The sequence below is a fragment of the Sediminibacterium sp. genome (assembly GCF_030695065.1).
In the GTDB taxonomy this organism is placed as follows: domain Bacteria; phylum Bacteroidota; class Bacteroidia; order Chitinophagales; family Chitinophagaceae; genus Sediminibacterium.
Genome location: NZ_JAUYTR010000005.1, coordinates 35,745 through 57,474 on the forward strand (window position 1 = coordinate 35,745; position 21,730 = coordinate 57,474).

The following is a 21,730-nucleotide window of genomic DNA, read 5'->3' on the forward strand; positions in this document are numbered from 1 at the left end:
TTTATTTTTTTAAATGAACCTTTATTTTGAAAGTAGAAGTAGGAATCTGCTCCCTATTCACCAAATTTCCATCAGTATACGGCTTCCAATCATAATAAATATACTCAGGTTGTTCTTCACAATCAATTACTACCATTTCGGCCCCAGAAGAAACAGCGTTACCCAATTGAAGCGTTCCTTTTTGAATCCGCGCTGAAACTTCATGAATACCATCTAGTGAAAAGCCCCGCAAAGACTTGCCATCAGCTGTTGCTAATCCATCTTTTGCATGATTAAATGTAACTTGTAATTGTCCATTAGCATATTGAGCACTTAGCGGTAATGGACCAGATGGCACAATTGAAAGACCGTACTCTTTATTCAACGCCCATCTTGCTAATCGCTCTCCCACTATTTTTTTATTGGTAGGATGCACATTGTCTTTTAATCCATAATCAGTACAAACAGCCATACCAGAATAAGAAAGCCGTTCCATTATTTTTCTTTGCTCGTCTCTAAATAAATGCCAGTATTGTCCCTTGTATTTTACCGAATCAATAGAGCTCAATTGCACAAAAAAATAAGGCAACATGGGTTGTTGAAAACGCCCCCTAAAATTTTGCACCATCAATTGCGTTAATGCTGCATATTCATTTACACGCTCCATTTCCTGTGCATTGCTCTCCCCTTGGTAATTGATGATTCCTTTTATAGCCAATGGGAACAAGGGTTTTAAACCAGCTTCATATACATGACCTGGTTTAAATGGATGATTGGTTCCTGTACGCAAATTTTGGTTGCCTCGTTCTTTTACCCATACCGGAATAGCTGGATTTGTTAACCATGGTTCAATTGCTTTAGCTGCAAAACGCTCATCCGATTTCAATGCATCTACTCCTATAAATGTTTCCAGCGGAGCCCCAGCAATAGATAAATTAATAAGCCCAATGGGTACTTGTGTGTTAGTAACAATAGACTTCCCATAATAATAAGCCACTGCACTCATAGCCCTGAAACTATTGCTATCACTCACTTGCCAACTAGTAGGGGCAAAAAACTTTTCAGGTTGCATCATTTGCAAAACTGAATCAGAAAAATATTGGTTGAAAACATTTTTTCCAGCGTACGTTGGATTATAAAATCGGAGTAAGGGTTGATTGGCTGTTGTAATTGCTTCGCGATAATACATTTCGCGTTGCATGGGCCACTCCATATTGCTTTGACCAATGCAAATCCAAATATCACCCAATAGCACATTGCTGATGAGTATATTTTTTTTACATGAATTAATTATTATTTCATGGGGAGTAGTACTCGCTTTTAGCGCTGGCAAATTAACCGACCAACTGCTGTCTAAACGTACACTTGTTACAACTGATTTAACAACGCTTGACAAAGTTTTTGAATCAGCACTACGTAAGCCTGTACGGCTAAGCGAAACCTTAACTGCAGCGCCCGGCAATCCCCTTCCCCATATATGAATGGGTTGGTCTCGTTGCAGCACCATATGGTCAGTGAATATTTTATTAACGCTCACTATTTCTGCTTCGCGAGAAACTGATTTAAGCGAAGTCTGCGCTATTAGCAAACTTTGCGCAATAATTAAAGTCAAACAAAACATTAGCCCTAAGCGCAGCAATCCCCTCATGACAAATACGATTTAAGTATTTGCATGCAATACCATTCTTGTCGAGGTAAATGAAAGGGGCCTTTGTATAAATTTCCCTTAGCTGTTTGTGCAACAGTTCCATCACGATGCAAATAACCAAACCATTCGCCATATTGCATATCTAAAAAATTTGCATAGGCATAACCATGTACCAACTTATGCCACTCTGCATATTTTTGATTGCCCGTCATTAAATAAGCCAATAAAGTGGCAATGATTACTTCATTATGTGGCCACCAAAATTTCATGTCTTGCCAATACTCTTGCACTGGCTTATTATATACATCTCTAAAATAAAGTATGCCGCCTTGCTCTTTGTCCCATCCCCGCTCCCACATATAATCTAACATTCTACATCCTAAATTAATTAAGTGCGCGTCGTTGTTGCGATGCTTGGCTTCGTGCAATATAAACCAGGCCCCTTCCATTGCATGTCCGGGATTCAAAGTTCTTCCATCTATATGATCTATGATTGATCCATCCGGCGCAACTTGTTCCATTACGCATTGTATATTGTCTTTTACAAAATAGCGCTCAATTTCATCTATCCATTTTGTAATCCATTCATCGCAGGGTGCATACCCAATGGTGTCCCGCAATTGTTGTGCGGTATTCATCATAATCATGGGTACCCCAATACCCTTACTTGGTCGGGTCTTGGTATACTTAGGTTGCAACAATCCGGGTGTAGTTGCATATTGAATACATAAATCAAATACACGTCTTGCATTGGCGGCCGCTTCCTCATCTCCGGAAGCTTTTGCGTATGCGGCGGCTGCAATCACATAAAATGTTTCAGAAAAAAAATAGCGACGCTTTCGTATGGGTTGGCCATCTCTGGTTACATGAAAAAACATTTGCCCATCGGTATCAAAACAATATTTGTTTAAAAAATCGTATCCCAGTTTTGCACCCGCTAACCATTCTGGTTTTTGTTCTACGGTATTGTATAAAGTAGACAACATCCAGGTGGCCCTACCTTGTATCCAAACGGCTTTGTCGTCGTCAATCAATGTTCCATCTGCATCTCGCATCAACAAAAATCCACCATGCTCCTGATCAAAAGATCTTGGAAACCAAAATGGAATAGTGCTATTCAATAACTGGTTGGAGTAGAAAGAAGCCAACTCAGCCAATTCTTTTGTAGAATATATCACGTCAAATTATTTTTAACCAATCAAAAACTATTTAATAATAGATGCAACTGGCACTTTTACGAAATACAAGTCCTTGGTTCCTTCGTATAATATGCCAATGGTTTCTGTATCAATTTGTGTTAATGAAGAATAGCCATAACAATTGCGTTCATCAACTAATAATTGATTAGCAGGCAACCAGGTTTGTCCTAAATCTAAACTGGCTTTAATAGTCATATCATATCTTCCACTGGTGGTATTGGGATTGCTAAAGAACAATACTTCTTTTAATACGCCTTTTACTTTTACATTGGCTTTAATTAAACTGCCCATGCATACTGGATCTTGTAAGGCATTGTACGATGTAGCATGCTCCGTCCAACTGGTTCCTAAATTAGTAGTTGTAGCAACACTTCTATACGAACCTCTATTGTCGCGCATATTCAACATCAATGTGCCTGGCGTGGTTTCTACTACCTGACTTTCAGTAGTATTAGACTTTGGTCCATTTAAATTTCCAATCCATGTATTACCATGGTCGGCACTATAAATAATAGTTGAATAAGGCATTTTATTTTCATTCCAATATTGTGCTGCAAAAACCAGCTTACCGTCTTTCATGGCAATTCCCGACCCTGGCCCGTTAAAAAACAAATGCCATTTGGGATTTTTAATTTGAGGTGTAATGGTATAAGGTGCAGACCAAGTAAGTCCATCATCGTTGCTACTTACTAAAACAAATTGCCCTGTAGTATCTGGCGAAATGCCTGGTAACGACCCTGCAATAGAACGATTGCCCTTACTCCACAATGCGGCTACCCATATTTTTTTGGTGATGGGATCAAATAATATTGCTGGATCACCCACTCCGTTGTTCTCGTGCGGCGCGCCCATATCCATAATAATTTTCATAGGCTCCCAGGTTTTACCACTATCGGTAGATCTGCTTAAACCCACATCAATATTACCTGGCAGGTCGGCACTGTTTTTATATCTTATATCGTACACAGACAATAATGTTCCTTTGTTGGTTGTAGCAATTCCTGGTATGCGATAGGTATTTACATTGTCGTCTCCTGCTTTGCGCACGGTTGTTCCTTTTAGCTTTGCATAATTGCCTGCTGGTTCACTAATGGTCAACGTTTTTCCATTTGATTGCACTAATTGGGTTGCGCGTAATTCTATTGTATGATCAATACTTGCTGCGTTATTCAATGTTACACTAAACCAAATAAAATGAAGCCCGGGCGCCAACTTCAATGTAAGTGGTACATTAAAATTGGTACTGTTAGGCTTACTATTCGCAAGGGGGGTATTAGTTGAAAATGGTTCTGCACTGGTTTGATATACCGCAATATTTTCAATGCCGCTGATGGCGCTGGCATTGATGCTGCAATTGATTCCTGTGTATTGTTGTGCAGCATTATCTGCAGGAATAAAAATATTTACCCTCAATATGGCATTGGTAGCCAATTCTTTTAAAACAGGGATAGTTGGGGTATATGCAGATGCTTTTACTTCACCTACCACAGGTGTAGTTGATTTTTTTGCACAACCAACTGCGGGTATCAACAACAGTAGGAATAAAAAATAAAAAATATTTTTTTTCATATAGTCTTTTTATGCGTCTACAAAATCGTTTTGCTTTGGTCTTAGTACCAACAATTGAACAGCCAGTGCAGCAACTACCACCAACGCCATCATGGCAAAGTCTTTACCAAGGCTTCCTGCGTCGGAACTCTTCCCTAATAAATTCGTGATAAATGCCCCTGCAAAAACCCCAATCATATTCATGAGTCCATAAGCAGTTGCTCTATGTTTAGAAGAAATAAATTGACAGAGTATGGGCATATTGTTGGCATCGAACATACCATATCCAAAACCAAAAAAGAAAACTGCTCCAACCAAATGAATCATGGAATTACCCAACCCTATAAACAACAATGCAGGAATGGTCATAGCCAATCCAATAGCACTGGTGTATACTCTTCCTCGTATATTTTTTTGCACCCATTTATCGGAAAGTACGCCACCAAAAATGACTCCTAAAAAAGAAGATGCGGCAATGGTAATAGTAGACAGTGGCCCTGCCTTAGCCATGTCAATACCAAGATTCTCTGAAAATAATGTAGGCAACCAATTTTTTACTCCCCACCCTGGCAAACTAGGAACGGCAAAATAAAACAGGATCACCCAAAAAGAAATATTGGTAAATAAAGTAGCTAACCCCTTGAGTAATGGAATTCTTTTTGTTTGTGCAATTGCTGAGCCATCTTTTACAGCAATATCTGCATCATCGGATTGCTTCTCCTTCAAAAACAATATCAACACCCCCGAATAAACAATACCAATTAAGCCAAAACTGATGAATGCATTTTGCCAAGAGAATTCAGCAGCAATAGTTGCACCAAATCCTCCTAATGCCTGTCCCATATACAATCCAGTCATATGAATGCCTACAGCCAATGACCTTGTTTTTGAACTATGGTAATCGGCAATTAAAGACAAACCTGCTGGTATATATAGTGCTTCGCTAATACCCATCATTGCTCTAAGCCAATACAATTGATCGAATGTTTTTGCAAAGCCCATCGCAAATGTGATGGCACTCCATACAAATAAACTTCCCACAATTAACCATTTGCGATTCAATCGATCTGCTATCATGCCCGATATTGGACTCATGAAACCATAAATCCACAAAAAAATGGCCATTAAATAACCAAAATTGGTAGCAGATTGCAACTCTTGAATATCTATTTGCATAGATGGCTTCATAGTGCTTAACATCTGCCGATCCATATAATTGAGTAAGGCTACTACCCAAAGCAACGCTACCACTATCCATGGATATTTTTTATTTTGGATCATTGGTTTTTGTTGTGGATGATAGCTTTTAAAATATAGGGAGATCTTACACCTGCTTTTGTTTCACCAGATGGCAGTATAACAGCATCATTCCATTTTATTGCAGTAGTTGTAACTGGTGTATCATACGGAATTGTACCAATAACTTGCCATGTATTTTTATTTGCTTGATACAACAACACTTCCTTACTAAATCCTGGATGGGTTTCTTGTAACTGATTTTTTTGGTTTATTAAAACTTGCTTTTTGGCTGGATTGTTTTCTGCAGCAATAGCAGCAAGTAATTTTTCTACTTGTGAAAATACCGTGGCTCTGTCTCCACCAAATACAACAATTTGGTCTAAGTTGTACCAAACACCTGCGCCCGCACTTAATGTATAAGGCAAAGCTGTTTTTTCAGTCCAGGTTTGGGTATTCAAATCATATTCATACATATTATTGTATAAACTACTGATGCCATTGGCATTTTTTTTTCTACCGCCAATTAAATACAAACTAGGTTTTGTTTCGCGGGCTAATCCAATGAGTAGGGTATGTGAAACTGCATGTGGAAGCACCGGTAGTGTTTTCCAACCCGCTTTTAGATTGTTTAAATCTAGCTCAAAAAATTGCATCGAAGCATCTTGAACCGTTTCACCACCTGCAACAAAAACTTTATTGTGTATAATAGTTGCTGCAGCATTGGTTAAAGCAATTGGCATAGAAGGGTAGGCAATCCATTGTACTTCTTGCTTTTGCTGATTCCACTGTAGCATCCACACTTTATTTGAAATGCCGTTTTCGTTTTCTCCTCCTATATATAAAATTCCTTCAGAAGTTGTACATACCGCAGAATAAGCAATTGATTCTGGCAGCTTTGAATGTTGATTAATTAATTGTAATTCAGCATTGTCTTGTTTATATACAAAAACTTCAGAATGGTACATTTTTTTACCTCCTTGCCATGGCATGGCTTCTGGAAAATTAGCACCGCCTGCCACCAATAAATGATTTTGATGTACTCCTGTTACAACACCAGCAAATCCAGTAGATATTTGCTTCCCCGCATCAGAAGGTAAAGTAGTTGCAATAGCAAATTGAACAGACCATTCAGCTGAATATTGGGCCATAATAGTATTGGCTATTAACATAAACGGAATACAAATGATATAATAATATCGTTTCATTAAAGGGCATTTGTTGCAGTGGGCATTTTAGAGCTATACTGTTCAAATCCTAACAACGCCACATCTTTTTGGAATTGCTCAAATTGGGCTGCATCCATATTTTTTACTGGTAACCTAAAGCTACCACAATCTAATCCAATTAGTTTCATGTATGCTTTACCAGTAGCAATACCTCCATACTTACCCAACAATCGAATCATATCTATGGATTGTTGTTGTAAAATTTGCGCTTTTTGTAATTGGCCATTATTAAACGCTTCAATTAATTCATGGTATAAAGGAGCGGCATAATTATACGTGCTTCCTATTGATGCTTTGGTGCCAATAGCCAGCGCAGGCAACATATTTTCATCTCTACCCCAAACCATATCGTACTTGCCATTTTGGTATTGAAGGCAACTCAAGAAATCCATAAAATCTTCGTGTGTATATTTTACTCCAGCAAAATTGGGAATTATTCCATCCACCGCTTTTAGTAAATCGTACATAGCAAAACCAACTCCAGTTAGTACAGGAATATGGTAATAATAAAAAGGCATTTCAGGAACCACTGCTGCAATTTCTTTGCAACAAGCTGCCAATACTTCTACATTGGCTGGTTTAAAATAAGAAGGCGCAGTAAATGAAACAGCATCTAATCCTATAGCTTGTGCATGCAATGCCAATTCTTTTGCATCGGCAATACAAGTTCCACCCAATAAAGGCATGGCCGAAAATGTTGGATCATGCTTGGTACATGCAGCCCATGCTTCTGCTACAGCTTTTTTTTCTTCCTTGGTTAATGAAACACCTTCTCCTGTAGAACCACATATAAATGCACCAGTAATGCCATTGGCTTTTAAAAGGGCATAATAGGAAGGTATCAATGCTAAATTCAAAGAACCATCTGAATGCATTGGAGTAAAAGGTGCAGAAATTAGGCCCTGTAATTTTTCGTGAACCATTGTAAAAAATTAATTGAGATAAATACAAGGGGCATTTTACTGCCCCTTGCTTTCAAAACTACCATTTATGCTTGCTTAATAAAACAATTTTTAGTACCCTGCAGTTTGCTTTAATAAAGGATCGGCATTTAACATTGCCAATGACAATGGCAATAAAAATTTAGCCGTACTGCTTGGGTTTAAAAAAGCAGGATTAATATTTGCATATACATAAGCGTCTCCCGCTCTACGCAAAGCCCACCAACGCTTTCCTTCTCCAATAAATTCTCTTAGGTATTCATCTAATATGGCATTCATATTAGCAGTTTGGCTACCACTTACATATGGAGTATAACCAGCGCCATAAGCTCTTAGCCTGATGGCATTTATTTCGGCAGAAATGTCTTCACCCAATTTAGCTTTTGCTTCTGCTAATAATAATAACACATCTGCATAGCGATAGATAGGATAATCGTTATTGTATACCTGTGAGGTACCGGCAACTGTTCCTAAATACTTGGTTAACATAACACCTCTTATGGCAAATGGAGCCGCATTAGAATACATTACCCTGAATGTATTGGCAACTCTTTGATCAGCCGCACCTGTTGTTAACCTAGTTAAAATAGCAGGATTAATTCCTACTCTGTTGGCACCATTTACATATGGATATACAGAAGAAACAGTAGGTGTTGCAGATTGTGTGAATGATAAAGTATTTGCCTGAATAGAATTGACAGAGAAACTTCCAAAGAATGTTAATTGCGATTGTTGCAATTCGTAGTTGATTGCAAAAATCATTTCAGCATTATTCACTTTTTTGGTGGGATCAAAAATGTCTCTATAGTTGGCTTGTAAGTTTAGGGTTGCACCCTGTAAATTTCTTACTTCTTGTAAAGCTGCTTTAGCAGTAGTTAAATCGGCTGTTCCGCCACCCATATGGGTTCCAGACCAAATAAAAGCATCGCCCTTTAATACTAGTGTAGCTAATTTACTCCATACCACACGCTTATCTGTTGATATAGGTGTTGCAGTTCCAAATAATTCCAATGACTTAGCAATATCAGCTTTTACTTGAAGCATAATTGAATCTGCCCCAGTTCTTGGCTTATAGGTTTCTGCGGTATTAGTTAATGTTTCAACTGGTTCTGTGTTTAAAGGAACTGCTCCCCAAGTTCTAAGCATGGTATAATATACATAAGCCCTTAAGCCATGTACTTCTGCTAATATTCTCGTTTTTTCTGCTTCAGGCAATGGAGTCTGCGGTATAATCTTAATGACATTATTAAAGTTATACAACAAGTTGTACATACCACCCCAGTTGGTAAACGGAACGTTCAAGCTACTGATATTATGTCTGTACAAATTTTGTAGGCCACCATCTACACTTTCCGTAAATACCCCGTCTACCCAAGTATCTCCACGCATTTCTCCTAATTGAAAAAATGTACTAGCATATGAACGGAACAAACCATAAGTACCATAGTACAATGTTCTTGCTGCGTTGGGATCTTTTAATGCCTGGTCTTTGCTGATGCTGCTTTGCGGCAACACTTCATCTAATTTTTTGGTGCAAGATGACGCACTTAGCATAACTAAGAGTGCACCTGCTATAAATAGTTTATTGTATTTCATTTCAATCATTTTTAGGTTGAACAATCAATTATAATGTTACTCTTACTCCAATGGTTAATCTTCTTGGTAAAGGAAATTTACCTTGGTCTACACCACCCACTTCAGGGAAGTTGCCACTGTATCCAGATAAGTAGAATAAGTTAGATCCGGTAACATTTACACTGAGTCCTTTTACTCTATTGGCCAAATACCTGCTGATGATAGAAGTAGGTAAATCGTACGCCAAGGTTAACTCTCTTAACATTACATAATCTCCTTTCTCCCATAAATTGGCTGCTGGATTATTACCACTCGCATCCGTTGCATAGTTTCTTCCTTGGTTTGCCCAATAGTATCTAGGCATGGTTCCTGTTGGATTGGTTGGTGACCATGTTTTTAATACATCGGTAGTAGAGTTTTGTGACCCTTGTACCTGGCTTAATCCTCTTACGATTTGATTGTTTAATACTACAAATCCAAATGCATAATCAAATTGCGCATACAAACGAACACCTTTGAATGAAGAAGCAATATTGAATCCACCCATATGTTGTGGAGTGGTTCTTCCTACATATACAAACTGACGACTATCAATGGTGTCATTTGGATTTACCTGATGCCACTGTGCATCTCCCAATTGCTTAATACGCTTATTGTTATATGGCAAGAATGCATTGTACACATTTGCATCTCTAGCAATAGTTGATGGATCGGTATAAATTCCATTCCACTTTGGTGCCCATACTTCGTCTAAACCAATACGCTGTCCTTCTACTAATCCTCTAACATAAATTTGTTGGCCCGGATTTTTTGGATCCCATACAAAGAACCCACTGGTTCTATTGCCTTCTAAGCCATTAAAAGGTAATTTCTTAGCATAACTTTTTACATGAAAATAGTTTGCTCCTACCGATAAACTAAATCCATCATTGGTTTTTGGCTCAATAATTTTTGCATTCACTACTAGTTCAATTCCTCTATTTTGCAATTGACCTAAGTTGGTAGTAAAACTGTTGAATCCTGTTTGAGAAGAAATATTTAAACCAGCTAATTTATCGAACACATCTCTTACAAAATAGTCTACGTTCAAAGTAATTTTCTCATTAAAAAATCCTGCGTCTAATCCAAAGTTTAAGCTATTGGTACGCTCCCATCTTACATCTGAATTAATATAGTTCCCTACAAATGTTCCACCAAATCCATTGTAGGTTCCTGCGTTGTTATACACTTGTGATGTTGCAAAAAAGCCCAATGAACTTACGTTACCATTTACTCCATAACTTAATCTTGGCTTGATTCTATTTACGTATTTAGACAAAGTAGTATTCTTGTAGAATGCCTCTTCATGTAAATTCCATCCCAATGAAACCCCTGGGAATGTTCCGTAGTAATTTCCTTTCTTTAAGCGGCTTGATCCATCTACCCTTACCACTGCAGTTAACAAGTAACGATTCTGGTAAGAATAATTAAGGCGTGCAATAGAAGAAGCAATTCTTTCCCACTGATCAAAGTTGGATGAAGCACCTGCTGGATTTACAATAGTAGTTCCTTGTACGTTTGGCGGTGTTGCTGCAGTTAACCAAGGAATTAAATCGGTTGGTGACCCCTGAGCAAAACCTGATGTTACATAGTTTTTGTAATCATAAAATTCCATACCAGCCAAGGCAGTTACATTATGGTCTTTAAATCTTTTGCTGAATTGTAAAAACGCATTAGTAGTGTACTGCATGGTTTTAGTGGTATTGAAACTTGCAGGCCTGTTGGTATTCATTGCTCCACCATTACCTTGTTGATAGGCTTTGGTAAAGAAATTGTTATTGGTGTATTGATAATATCCAGAACCACTTGCCAATACTTTTAAATAAGGAAGTATGGTGTACTCTAAATTAATACCACCTAAAAATCTTTGTTGATTGGTATTGTTAACTGTTAAGTTGCTCCAATAGGCTGGGTTACCTAAGGTTACATCATTTGGACCAGGCAATATTTCGCCAGTTGCAAAATTGGTGTAACGAATAGTAGGAGCTACTCCTACAAAACGCTGCAATAATCCGCCAGCGGCGCCACCTTCAGGATCTACTCCACCAAAACCTCCATAAGGCAATGCCTGCTCTACGTTGTAAGCACTAATATTGGTAGATACTTTTAATCGCTCCCCAATATTTAGTCCGCCATTAAAGTTTACGTTCAAACGCTTTAATTGAGAACCAATAATCATACCATTGTCTCTTACAGAACCCAATGACAATGCATAGTTGCCTTGATCGTTGGCTCCAGAAAAATTGATATTGTGTTCACTGGTATTATTTTGTTGCAAAATCATTGCTTCTCTTTCTCTAGCACTTAAGTCTACAAAAACCAAGCTGTCCATTTGCGAAACATTGAATGGATTGGGATCTACCAATAAACGCCATCTTGAATCGTTCAATAAAAAACGATTCTGATTGTTTAATAACTGCGTGGTATACAAACCTACATCTGATCTCCAACCTGAGTTTACTGCCCATCCCCATGCACCCAATAATTGGTTGCGATCGGTATTCATAGCACCTGCATTATTATCTAAAGAGTCTCCTCTAAATCTTGCTTGTAATCCTAAGCGATTCATTCTGATATAATCAGATGCATTTAAATATTCAGAAGGATTCTTTCGTACAAAGTTGGTGGTGTTGTTATAAGAATAAGTGACTTGCGCTTTTCCTTTCTTTCCTTTTTTAGTTGAAACCAAAACAACTCCATTGGCAGCTCTTGCTCCATATATTGCAGTAGTTGCAGCATCTTTTAATAGGTCGATACTTGCAACATCATTAATGTCTAAACCATACAATGAAGGAACAATTACGCCGTCTACAATAAATAGCGGTGTGCCACCTCCACCAAAATCGGTTCCTCCTCTAAATGTAATAGAAGGAGTGGTACCTGGCTGACCTGTACGTTGTTGAATTCTTAAACCTGGGGCATTACCCTGTAACACGGTTGCTACGTTGGTAGTAGGACTGTGCTCAAATGCTTTTGGATTAACCGTTACTACTGCTCCTGTTAATTCCTTTCTTTTTTGAGAACCATAACCAGTTACTACCACATCTTCTAATTCACTAACAATTGTTGCAAGTGTTAGGTCTACAATGGCACTGGATCCTACCAACACTTCGCGTGGTGTAAATCCAATCATTGAAAAAACAAGGGTACTGCCTTCTGTTGCTTCAATTGTGTAAGCACCTTGTGCATTAGATTGGGTACCTGTTTTTTTACCCTTGATGGTAACGGAAACACCAGAAAGAGGTTTTGCCTCATCGTTCAGGATGGTTCCTGAAACTTTTTTGGTTTGGGCTAATAACGCAGTGGAGAGCATTGTGAACAACGCAACAACACAGAGTCTAAAGCAGTTTAAGTTCATGGCGAGCGATTTAGTTTTTTTGTATTATGTATGACATAAAAATAAATAGCTTTAATTGATATTGCAAAATAATTTTTAACAATTTTATAATATATTGATTTTTAACACCTTATGAGTTAGTTGAAAATTAGCTGCATTTTTGGTAACTTTACAAGTGTTAAATATTAAGTAATACATATTCTGGATGAATTTAGCCTTACTCAGATCCGAAATGAAACCAATGGACACCAGCTCCTTGGTAGACAAAGTGGAAGAAAGCCTGGTAGACTTACTGCAAAAGCGCAAACTTTCGGTAGGAGATGTTATACCTAAAGAAATTGAATTAGCTGAAACACTGGGTGTAAGTAGAACCGTTATTAGAGAAGCATTAACGCGCTTGCGTTTAATGGGCTTAATAGAATCAAAAAAGAAAAAAGGCTCGGTTATTACCAGCCCAGATATTTTTGGAATGATGAGTAAGAGTATGAATCCACATATTCTTGCACCCGAAACATTAAAAGAAATTTTTGAAATAAGACTGGTCTTAGAAATTGGGATGGCCGATTTATTGTTTCATAGAATTACAAAAGAAGATATAGCTGCATTAAGACAAATTGTTGCAGATGAACCGCCCGCAACTCAATACCACTTATTTAATATTGAACACGAGATTGCTTTTCATGGTAAGCTCTACGAAATCACTGGTAATGCTACTTTGAAGCGTTTCCAGAAAATGTTATTGCCTGTTTTTGATTACGTACACAACAGTGGCTTACTCAAAAAGCAACCCATGTTAAAGATGTTCGTATCGCACAAAGAATTGGTAGACTTTTTAGAAAATGGTACCCCTGAAGAATTTAGAAATGGTATGCGCTCGCATTTAGAAAATCACTTTACGAGGTTGTTTGAGTAATCAACTGGCGCAATTAATATAAATTAGGCTAGTCAACTGTCTTAATTTGCATTAATTAGGTTAGTGGTATTAATAAATTTTCATTTTGAAGTCAAGAAATAAAAAATGCCCGATAAACGGGCACTTAGTGATGTTATTGGATCACTGATTCTGTAAAACAGATATATCAGGCGAGACATATATATATGTCCTCTTTAATTTCAGAGCACAAACATAAACCAAAAAATGCAAAAAACTAACTAATATTGTTAATGAAATATAAATTAATTTGAATATATGTAATTTCTCATACAAATATGCTTCTAAATAAACCACTTGTTAGATACCATTCTTTTGATAACCGTATTCAATTTCCTCCAAAAATTTCATCGAGCATTTTGAATGAATTTGGAGCTGCTGTAAAATTATGGAAATTAAAAAGACCTTTTGATTTGCTAACAATAGATTTTAATTCTGTAGAAAAACCCTACCCGAATGGAATGTTGGGGATATTGTCAACAATTAGTTTTTTGCGAAATTCAGGAGCTAAACTAAAGGTTATACTACCAAATAATTCCAATGTTCGTCGTTTATTTATAAATAATAATTGGGCCCATTATTTAGACAATGATTTTCCTGTTTCAGAGAATAAACATGAAAGACATTTGGTAACAAGACAGTTCAAAGAATTTACTGAAATTGCTCCAATCATTAATGACTTTATGGACGTGGTATTAAGGAGTATTAGATTACCCAAAGACATCATTTCCGCACTTGAATGGTCAGTTAACGAAATTTGTGACAATGTAATTAATCATTCAGATTCAATTACTGGAGGCTTTGTTCAAGTTGTAACCTTTCCTACCAATAATTCCCTTGCATTTACTGTTTCAGATTCAGGAAAAGGGATATTAAAATCATTAAAAGAAGGAATACCAACACTTCAAACTGATTCACAAGCAATTGGTGAAGCAATAAAGTCTGGAGTAACAAGGAATAAAGAATTTGGTCAGGGAAATGGACTAGCAGGAACGTTAAGAATAACTACAATGACTGAAGGTTCACTTGACATAACAAGTGGTTCTGCAAGAATTATTTCAACCTCTAGCTCAAATAAAGTATTTGAAAATGAAGATTTAAGAGCATTTGATGGGACATCAATTAGCGGTCAAATAATAACTAATAAAAAGTTTTCAATTAGCAAAGCATTGGAATTCAATGGAATTTTATATACTCCAATAAATATAATAGATTTAGAATATGAAATGAAAGATCAAGATTGCCTTTTATTAGAAATGAAAAAAGAAACAACTGGAGTTGGCACAAGACAGTCTGGAAAACAGATGCGGAATAAAATAAATAATTTAATCCAATCTAAGAAAGGATATCCCATATATGTTGATTGGAATGGTATACCCGTGATTTCAAGCAGTTTTGCTGATGAATTTATGGGGAAATTATTTTTGGAAATTGGCCCATTAAATTTTTCTGCCACAATTCGCAATAAAAATATGGAACCCTTGATACAGCAGTTGTTAGATAAAGCAATTTCACAAAGACTAACACAAACTTGATCTAATTAAAATTAGTTTTCAACAAAAACCCCGACTATGTCGGGGTTGTACTTCATTTTGTTGTTGCAGAGAGGAAGGGATTCGAACCCTCGAAACAGTTTCCCGTTTACACACTTTCCAGGCGTGCTCCTTCAACCACTCGGACACCTCTCTGTTTATGAATGGGTTTATTAATGGGCTGCAAATATAAGCGCAAAAAGCCCATATTTTTCAGCTTATCCACCCAGGATTGCTCATCATCCCTTAAATAAAGCCATTGCGTTTGCTGTGGTAATGCTGGCTAACTCGGCAACCGTTATCCCTTTGGCCCCCGCCAATGCTTCTGCAATATGTATAAGATAAGCAGGTTCATTGCGCTTTCCACGATATGGCACGGGACTTAAATAAGGCGCATCGGTTTCTAAAACCAAGTGCTCCACCCCTATATTTTCTAAGGCTTTTGGCAAGCCGGCATTCTTGTAGGTAATAACGCCTCCAATGCCCATTAAAAAGCCCATGTCTACTATTTGCTTGGCCGATTCATAGGATCCACTAAAACAGTGAAAAATTCCTTTCAAACCTTTTGCTGCAAAGGGTTTCACCATTTCAATGGTTTCTTGCATGGCGTTGCGGGTATGTATTACAATGGGCAGCCCTCTTTCGAGTGCCCAGCCCATTTGGATTTCAAATGCTTCCTGTTGCTGGGTTTTATATGTGGTATCCCAATAATAGTCTAGCCCTATCTCTCCTATGGCTGGAAAATGTCTTTGCTCCAACCAATGTTGCACTATATTGAGCTCTTGCAAATAATTTTCTTTTACATAACAGGGATGCAATCCCATCATGGCTTTACATACCCCTGGGTAACCTGCTTCTAAAGCCAACATGGCGGGTATAGATTCACTGTCTATGCCAGGCAAATAAAACTGCTCCACCCCTTGCGCCTGAGCCCTTGCTATCACTGCATCCACATCATTTTTGAATTCTTCTACGTATAAATGGCAGTGCGTATCTATCAATTTCATTCGGTAAAATTCCACATTTTTTTTAGTGCTGCTAAAATAAAGTTCATGGCATTGCGTTTATATATGCACGACAGGCATTTAAACCATAAGACGATTACATAAGATATTAAATGAATCCCTGCGAATGTTGTAAAACTGCAGCAGTAACCTTTGTTTTCATAGGGTACGGATTAAAAACAGGCCGGGGTTTCTACCCTGGCCTTCCATTTTTATAGCTTTTGGTAAACGTTTATCATCACTTATAAACGCTTGCTTCACTTTAATTACAGCGCTTTAAACTGAAATCCCTGTTGCGTAAAATAATCAAGCATTTTAGGCAATGCGTATTGCATTCTTGAAAAAGCTTTGGCGCTATCATGAAATACTACAATAGATCCTGCTTCGGTATGTTTAATGCAATAAGCCAAACATCCTTCTGGCGTTAGGAGTGGATCAAAATCTCCGCTGAGCACATCCCACATAATGATTTGTTTGTTGAGGGCTTTGGCTTGTGATCGCTTGATTCTTCCGTATGGTGGCCTAAATAAATTGCTGCTGATTACTTCTTCTGCTTGTTGAATATTGGCCAAGTATTCGTTATTGGGCGTATGCCATCCGTTTAAATGATGTTCGGTATGATTGCCAATAGTATGCCCTTCTTGAATAATGCGCTGGTATATTTCTGGATGCAGCCGTACATTTTTTCCAATACAAAAAAAACTGGCTTTGGCCTGGTATGCTTTAAGGGTATCTAATACAAAGGGAGTGGCTATTTCATGTGGACCATCATCAAACGTGAGGTAAATGGTTTTTTCGGTTGCGGGCATGCGCCAGGTATACCCCGAATAAATCATTCTTAACCACCATGGTGTTTTTACCAAATACATAGTTCAAAGATATTCATTAGGGCTGCATGAATGATTTATATTTGCAGCATGGAGAAGAAAGTTAGGGTTCGTTTTGCACCTTCACCCACGGGTGGTTTGCATTTAGGGGGCGTTAGAACCGTTTTATTTAATTATCTCTTTGCTAAAAAGCATGGGGGCGATTTTATTGTAAGAATTGAAGACACCGATCAAACCAGGTTTGTGGAAGGTGCAGAAGAATATATTTTTAATACCCTTGCTTGGTGCGGGCTCACACCCGATGAAAGTCCTTTGCATGGCGGGCCTTATGCGCCTTATAGACAAAGTGAACGCAAAGCCAGTTACAAACAATACGCTGATCAATTGGTGCAAGCTGGGTATGCTTATTATGCTTTTGATACGCCAGCCGAATTGGAGAAAATGCGCGCGGAATATAAAACAGACGAAAATCCTTCGCCTCAATACAATCATTTATTGCGTACTAAAATGCATAACTCTTTAACGCTTTCTGAAGCGGAAGTTTCGGAGTTATTGGCTGCTGGAACGCCGCATGTAGTTCGCATTAAAATGCCATTGGATGAAACTGTTTCTTTTACCGATATGATTCGGGGCGAAGTGAGTTTTAATACTTCACAAGTAGACGATAAAGTGTTGTTGAAAGCAGATGGTATGCCTACTTATCATTTAGCAGTTGTAGTAGATGATTATTTAATGAAAATTACCCACGCTTTTCGTGGAGAAGAATGGTTGCCTAGTGCTCCTGTTCATATTTTATTGTGGAAATATTTAGGCTGGTCGGCCGAAATGCCGCAGTGGGCGCATCTTCCATTGATTTTAAAACCAGATGGAAATGGCAAGCTCAGCAAGCGCGATGGAGATCGTTTGGGCTTCCCAGTATTTGCGATGGATTGGACCGATCCTAAAACTGGTGAAACAACGATTGGTTTTAAAGAGCGCGGATTTTTACCCGAAGCTTTTGTAAACTTATTGGCTTTGTTGGGTTGGAACGATGGTACCGACAACGAAGTATTTACCATGGATGAATTGATTGCTGCATTTTCAATGGAGCGTGTTCATAAGGGTGGTGCTAAGTTTAATTATGAAAAAGCTTTGTGGTATAATCAGGAGTGGATCAAACGCGCTACTTCAGCACAGCTGGTTGAACAGGTTGCGGAAACCCTTGCTGCGGCTGGGGTTGCGGCGGATGGCGCGATTCTGTTGCGCGTAATTGATTTAGTGAAAGAGCGTTGCACCCTAATGGCCGATTTTGTAACTCAGGGTTCTTTCTTTTTTGTGAGCCCTTCCGAATGGGATACGGCATCAATCCAACCTAAATGGAACGATCAAAAAAATATGTTCTTCATAGAGTTGGCCAAAGCTTTTGAAAGCAGCATTGTTTGGGAAGCACATGATTTAGAAAATACCTTTAAAGAAATTACTGCAGCGCATGGTTTAAAACCAGGTGAGTTGATGTTGCCTTTGCGCATCATGTTGGTTGGTGGTAAATTTGGACCGGGTGTATTTGATATTGCTGAAATAATTGGCAAACAAGAAACTGTAAATAGAATTCAAAAAGTGTTGAGTATACTTGAACATAATTAACCAGTCATTATGAAAAGACCTATACGGGTTTTAGTAGCAAAAGTTGGATTGGATGGGCACGATCGCGGAGCAAAAATTATTGCCACTGCATTGCGCAACGAAGGCATGGAAGTTATTTATACAGGCTTGCGTCAAACCCCTGAAATGGTGGTGAATGCTGCATTACAAGAAGACGTGGATGCTGTTGGCGTAAGTATTTTAAGCGGCGCACATATGACGGTATTTCCTAAAATTATTGCGCTCATGAAAGAAAAGGGTATGAACGATGTACTCTTAACTGGCGGGGGGATTATACCCGACGAAGACATGCAAGCACTCAACCAAATGGGGGTTGGCAAACTCTTTGCGCCGGGCACTCCTACTACTGATATTGCGCATTATATTGGAGAATGGGTGGGTATTAACAGACCTTTCTAGCTTATCTTTGCGGCAAATTTTACGATATGGCTTACCAGACCTTATTGACTTCTCTTGATCAAGGGATTTTTACTATTACCATTAATCGTCCTGATAAATTAAATGCACTGAATCAACAAGTCATGACCGACTTGAATAGTGCCATGGACGAAGTATATCACAATGCAGCAATTAAAAGTGTGATTTTAACGGGTGCTGGGCCAAAAGCGTTTGTTGCAGGCGCAGACATCAGTGAATTTGCAGGAGCTACTGTTGCAGAAGGAATGGCATTGGCAAAAAAAGGCCAAGACATTTTCTTTAGAATAGAAAATTCTCCCAAGCCTGTAGTGGCTTGTGTAAATGGTTTTGCTTTAGGGGGTGGATGTGAGCTCGCAATGAGTTGTCATTTTCGCATTGCTTCTAACAACGCAAAATTTGGACAGCCCGAAGTGAACCTAGGATTGATTCCTGGCTATGGCGGTACACAAAGATTGGTACAACTAATTGGTAAGGGTCGTGCCATGGAATTGTTGATGAGTGCAGGTATGATTGATGCGGCTACTGCTTTACAATATGGCTTAGTAAATTATATGGTTGCTCCTGAAGAACTAATTGCTAAAGCTGTTTCCATTTTATCAGTGATCAACGAAAAAGCACCGCTTGCTGTTGCAGCATGTATCATGAGTGCCAACGCTGTATTCAACGAAAATGTAGACGGTTACGCAGTAGAAGTAGCTGAATTTGGCAACTGCTTTGGTACCGACGATATGAAAGAAGGCACCACTGCTTTCTTAGAAAAACGTAAAGCTATTTTCGCTGGCAAGTAAGCTTAACTACACTAACTATAAAAAGTAAAACGTCAAAAACTAGTATATGGAATTTAGAATAGAAAAAGATACCATGGGCGAGGTAAAAGTACCTGCCAATGTTTATTGGGGCGCACAAACACAGCGCAGTATTGAGAACTTTCCTATTGCACAAGACATTAATAGAATGCCTAAAGAAATTATTCAGGCATTTGCTTACTTAAAAAAAGCAGCGGCATTAACCAATCGTGATGCAGGTGTTTTACCAGCAGAAAAAGCAGAATTAATTGGAACTGTTTGTGATGAAATTTTAGCAGGGAAATTGAACGATCAATTTCCTTTGGTAGTTTGGCAAACTGGAAGCGGTACGCAAAGCAATATGAACGTGAATGAAGTGGTAGCTTACCGTGGTCATGTGTTGAAGGGCGGAAACTTAACAGACAAAGAAAAGTTCTTACACCCCAACGACGACGTAAATAAATCGCAAAGTAGTAACGATACTTTCCCTACTGCTATGCATATTGCGGCTTATAAAATTTTAGTGGAATTAACCATACCTGGTATTGAAAAATTACGCGATACCCTTGCTGCCAAAAGCAAAGCTTTTATGCATGTAGTTAAAATTGGTCGTACCCATTTTATGGATGCAACTCCATTAACAGTTGGTCAAGAATTAAGCGGATACGTTTCTCAATTAAATCATGGTTTAAAAGCCATCAATAATTCATTGGCACATTTAAGTGAATTGGCATTGGGCGGAACTGCAGTAGGCACAGGCATCAACACCCCAAAAGGATATGATGTAAATGTGGCTAAGCATATTGCCGACTTAACTGGTTTGCCTTTTGTAACTGCCGAAAATAAGTTTGAAGCATTGGCTGCACATGATGCCATTGTTGAAACACATGGTGCATTAAAAACCGTTGCAGTTAGTTTAATGAAAATTGCGAATGATATCCGCATGCTATCTTCTGGCCCGAGAAGTGGTATTGGCGAATTATTTATTCCAGACAACGAGCCTGGTTCTTCTATCATGCCCGGTAAAGTAAACCCCACCCAGTGCGAAGCATTGACTATGATTGCTGCGCAAGTGATGGGCAACGATGTGGCCATTGGTATTGGTGGCTCTAACGGTCACTTTGAATTGAATGTATTTAAGCCAGTCATGATTTATAACTTCTTACACAGCGCTCGTTTAATTGGAGATGGTTGTGTTAGCTTCAACGATAAATGTGCAGTGGGCATTGAACCAATTGAAGCCAATATTCAAAAGCACGTAAACAACTCTTTGATGTTGGTGACTGCATTGAACACAAAAATTGGTTATTACAAAGCAGCTGAAATTGCACAGACTGCTCATAAAGAAGGAACTACATTGAAGGAAATGGCTGTTAAGCTTGGTTACTTAACTGCTGAAGAGTTTGATGCTTGGGTGATTCCTTCGGATATGGTAGGTGAGATAAAGTAAAATAAAAGCAAAACATACAATACTCTCGGCCCCCAGATTTTAGCTTGTTTAATTTGCAACACCTAAAAATATTGCAAGCTAAAATCTGGAAAATGTTCGTATTGTATGTTTTGCTTTTTTACATTTAGTCACTTTAATGTTGTTGCGTGAGAGTTTTAGTGGTGATAATATGCAAGCGCTTTATTAGCGTTGGTCTTGAATTCAGCTTTACTACATATGCTTAAGTGAGAAAGCAAAAAAACTAGCCCTCGTATATTAAATCTATAGGAAAGTAAAGAGCAAACATTTGATTCGAGCATTTCTCAAATTTTAGGAAAGAGAGATAAATATGTATTGATATTTATGCTTACTAAAATTTGAGGGCAGCGAGAATTGAATGTTTGCTCTTACTTCTTACAAGTTGAAATTTGGG

At 38.2% G+C, this 21,730-nt stretch carries 16 protein-coding genes and 1 tRNA gene; 6 read left to right on the plus strand and 11 right to left on the minus strand.

Going from position 1 to position 21,730, the window contains the following annotated elements:
• Position 1: 1 nt before the first annotated feature.
• The 8 genes from Q8S25_RS00190 to Q8S25_RS00225 all read right to left on the minus strand — a co-directional run bounded on the left by Q8S25_RS00190 (position 2) and on the right by Q8S25_RS00225 (position 12,752).
• Complete coding sequence (locus Q8S25_RS00190) at positions 2-1,627, minus strand: sialate O-acetylesterase (protein ID WP_305533677.1); 1,626 nt, start codon at positions 1,625-1,627, stop codon at positions 2-4.
• Positions 1,624-2,805, minus strand: coding sequence for an AGE family epimerase/isomerase (locus Q8S25_RS00195; protein ID WP_305533679.1), 1,182 nt, complete (start codon positions 2,803-2,805; stop codon positions 1,624-1,626). Before Q8S25_RS00195 ends, Q8S25_RS00190 begins: the two co-directional genes overlap by 4 nt.
• Positions 2,806-2,832: 27 nt before the next feature.
• Positions 2,833-4,395, minus strand: a complete 1,563-nt coding sequence (locus tag Q8S25_RS00200) for a sialidase family protein (protein ID WP_305533681.1) — start codon at positions 4,393-4,395, stop codon at positions 2,833-2,835.
• Between the two features lie 9 nt (positions 4,396-4,404).
• Complete coding sequence (locus tag Q8S25_RS00205) at positions 4,405-5,655, minus strand: MFS transporter (RefSeq protein WP_305533683.1); 1,251 nt, start codon at positions 5,653-5,655, stop codon at positions 4,405-4,407.
• Complete coding sequence (locus tag Q8S25_RS00210; protein ID WP_305533685.1) at positions 5,652-6,818, minus strand: kelch repeat-containing protein; 1,167 nt, start codon at positions 6,816-6,818, stop codon at positions 5,652-5,654. Before Q8S25_RS00210 ends, Q8S25_RS00205 begins: the two co-directional genes overlap by 4 nt.
• On the minus strand, positions 6,818-7,762 hold the full coding sequence (locus tag Q8S25_RS00215; RefSeq protein WP_305533687.1) for a dihydrodipicolinate synthase family protein: 945 nt from the start codon (positions 7,760-7,762) through the stop codon (positions 6,818-6,820). Before Q8S25_RS00215 ends, Q8S25_RS00210 begins: the two co-directional genes overlap by 1 nt.
• 90 nt (positions 7,763-7,852) lie before the next feature.
• Positions 7,853-9,376 carry a RagB/SusD family nutrient uptake outer membrane protein gene (locus Q8S25_RS00220; protein ID WP_305533689.1) on the minus strand — a complete coding sequence of 508 codons (1,524 nt, stop codon included), beginning with the start codon at positions 9,374-9,376 and terminating at the stop codon, positions 7,853-7,855.
• Between the two features lie 28 nt (positions 9,377-9,404).
• Positions 9,405-12,752 (minus strand): SusC/RagA family TonB-linked outer membrane protein, encoded by a 3,348-nt coding sequence (locus Q8S25_RS00225; RefSeq protein ID WP_305533691.1) that lies wholly within the window; start codon positions 12,750-12,752, stop codon positions 9,405-9,407.
• Positions 12,753-12,936: 184 nt separating this feature from the next.
• Here Q8S25_RS00225 and Q8S25_RS00230 point away from each other — a divergent pair, with 184 nt between their 5' ends.
• Complete coding sequence (locus Q8S25_RS00230; protein ID WP_305533693.1) at positions 12,937-13,644, plus strand: FadR/GntR family transcriptional regulator; 708 nt, start codon at positions 12,937-12,939, stop codon at positions 13,642-13,644.
• A gap of 296 nt (positions 13,645-13,940) precedes the next feature.
• Positions 13,941-15,197 (plus strand): STAS-like domain-containing protein, encoded by a 1,257-nt coding sequence (locus tag Q8S25_RS00235; protein WP_305533695.1) that lies wholly within the window; start codon positions 13,941-13,943, stop codon positions 15,195-15,197.
• A 66-nt stretch (positions 15,198-15,263) separates the two neighbouring features.
• Here Q8S25_RS00235 and Q8S25_RS00240 read toward each other — a convergent pair.
• The 3 genes from Q8S25_RS00240 to Q8S25_RS00250 all read right to left on the minus strand — a co-directional run bounded on the left by Q8S25_RS00240 (position 15,264) and on the right by Q8S25_RS00250 (position 17,067).
• Positions 15,264-15,350: transfer RNA gene (locus Q8S25_RS00240), tRNA-Ser, on the minus strand.
• Between the two features lie 83 nt (positions 15,351-15,433).
• Positions 15,434-16,201 (minus strand): TatD family hydrolase, encoded by a 768-nt coding sequence (locus Q8S25_RS00245; RefSeq protein WP_305533697.1) that lies wholly within the window; start codon positions 16,199-16,201, stop codon positions 15,434-15,436.
• A gap of 263 nt (positions 16,202-16,464) precedes the next feature.
• Positions 16,465-17,067, minus strand: coding sequence for a polysaccharide deacetylase family protein (locus tag Q8S25_RS00250; RefSeq protein ID WP_305533699.1), 603 nt, complete (start codon positions 17,065-17,067; stop codon positions 16,465-16,467).
• Between the two features lie 48 nt (positions 17,068-17,115).
• Between Q8S25_RS00250 and gltX the strand changes: the two genes are divergently transcribed.
• The 4 genes from gltX to fumC are packed head-to-tail and all read left to right on the plus strand — an operon-like array spanning position 17,116 to position 21,318.
• A complete protein-coding gene (gltX, locus tag Q8S25_RS00255; RefSeq protein ID WP_305533701.1) occupies positions 17,116-18,648 on the plus strand; it encodes a glutamate--tRNA ligase in 1,533 nt (510 codons plus the stop codon).
• A 9-nt stretch (positions 18,649-18,657) separates the two neighbouring features.
• Positions 18,658-19,065, plus strand: a complete 408-nt coding sequence (locus Q8S25_RS00260) for a cobalamin B12-binding domain-containing protein (RefSeq protein ID WP_305533703.1) — start codon at positions 18,658-18,660, stop codon at positions 19,063-19,065.
• 26 nt (positions 19,066-19,091) lie between these two features.
• Entirely contained in the window at positions 19,092-19,871 is a 780-nt protein-coding gene (locus Q8S25_RS00265) for an enoyl-CoA hydratase/isomerase family protein (RefSeq protein ID WP_305533705.1), read from the plus strand.
• 46 nt (positions 19,872-19,917) lie between these two features.
• Positions 19,918-21,318, plus strand: a complete 1,401-nt coding sequence (fumC, locus tag Q8S25_RS00270; protein ID WP_305533707.1) for a class II fumarate hydratase — start codon at positions 19,918-19,920, stop codon at positions 21,316-21,318.
• The last annotated feature ends 412 nt before the right edge of the window (positions 21,319-21,730 follow it).

Coding starts and splice junctions, on each gene's coding strand:
- Q8S25_RS00190 (WP_305533677.1), bottom strand. CDS start 1,627: ATGAGGGGATTGCTGCGCTTAGGGCTAATGTTTTGTTTGACTTTAATT.
- Q8S25_RS00200 (WP_305533681.1), bottom strand. CDS start 4,395: ATGAAAAAAAATATTTTTTATTTTTTATTCCTACTGTTGTTGATACCC.
- Q8S25_RS00205 (WP_305533683.1), bottom strand. CDS start 5,655: ATGATCCAAAATAAAAAATATCCATGGATAGTGGTAGCGTTGCTTTGG.
- Q8S25_RS00210 (WP_305533685.1), bottom strand. CDS start 6,818: ATGAAACGATATTATTATATCATTTGTATTCCGTTTATGTTAATAGCC.
- Q8S25_RS00215 (WP_305533687.1), bottom strand. CDS start 7,762: ATGGTTCACGAAAAATTACAGGGCCTAATTTCTGCACCTTTTACTCCA.
- Q8S25_RS00220 (WP_305533689.1), bottom strand. CDS start 9,376: ATGAAATACAATAAACTATTTATAGCAGGTGCACTCTTAGTTATGCTA.
- Q8S25_RS00225 (WP_305533691.1), bottom strand. CDS start 12,752: ATGAACTTAAACTGCTTTAGACTCTGTGTTGTTGCGTTGTTCACAATG.
- Q8S25_RS00230 (WP_305533693.1), top strand. CDS start 12,937: ATGAATTTAGCCTTACTCAGATCCGAAATGAAACCAATGGACACCAGC.
- Q8S25_RS00235 (WP_305533695.1), top strand. CDS start 13,941: ATGCTTCTAAATAAACCACTTGTTAGATACCATTCTTTTGATAACCGT.
- Q8S25_RS00245 (WP_305533697.1), bottom strand. CDS start 16,201: ATGAAATTGATAGATACGCACTGCCATTTATACGTAGAAGAATTCAAA.
- Q8S25_RS00250 (WP_305533699.1), bottom strand. CDS start 17,067: ATGTATTTGGTAAAAACACCATGGTGGTTAAGAATGATTTATTCGGGG.
- gltX (WP_305533701.1), top strand. CDS start 17,116: ATGGAGAAGAAAGTTAGGGTTCGTTTTGCACCTTCACCCACGGGTGGT.
- Q8S25_RS00260 (WP_305533703.1), top strand. CDS start 18,658: ATGAAAAGACCTATACGGGTTTTAGTAGCAAAAGTTGGATTGGATGGG.
- Q8S25_RS00265 (WP_305533705.1), top strand. CDS start 19,092: ATGGCTTACCAGACCTTATTGACTTCTCTTGATCAAGGGATTTTTACT.
- fumC (WP_305533707.1), top strand. CDS start 19,918: ATGGAATTTAGAATAGAAAAAGATACCATGGGCGAGGTAAAAGTACCT.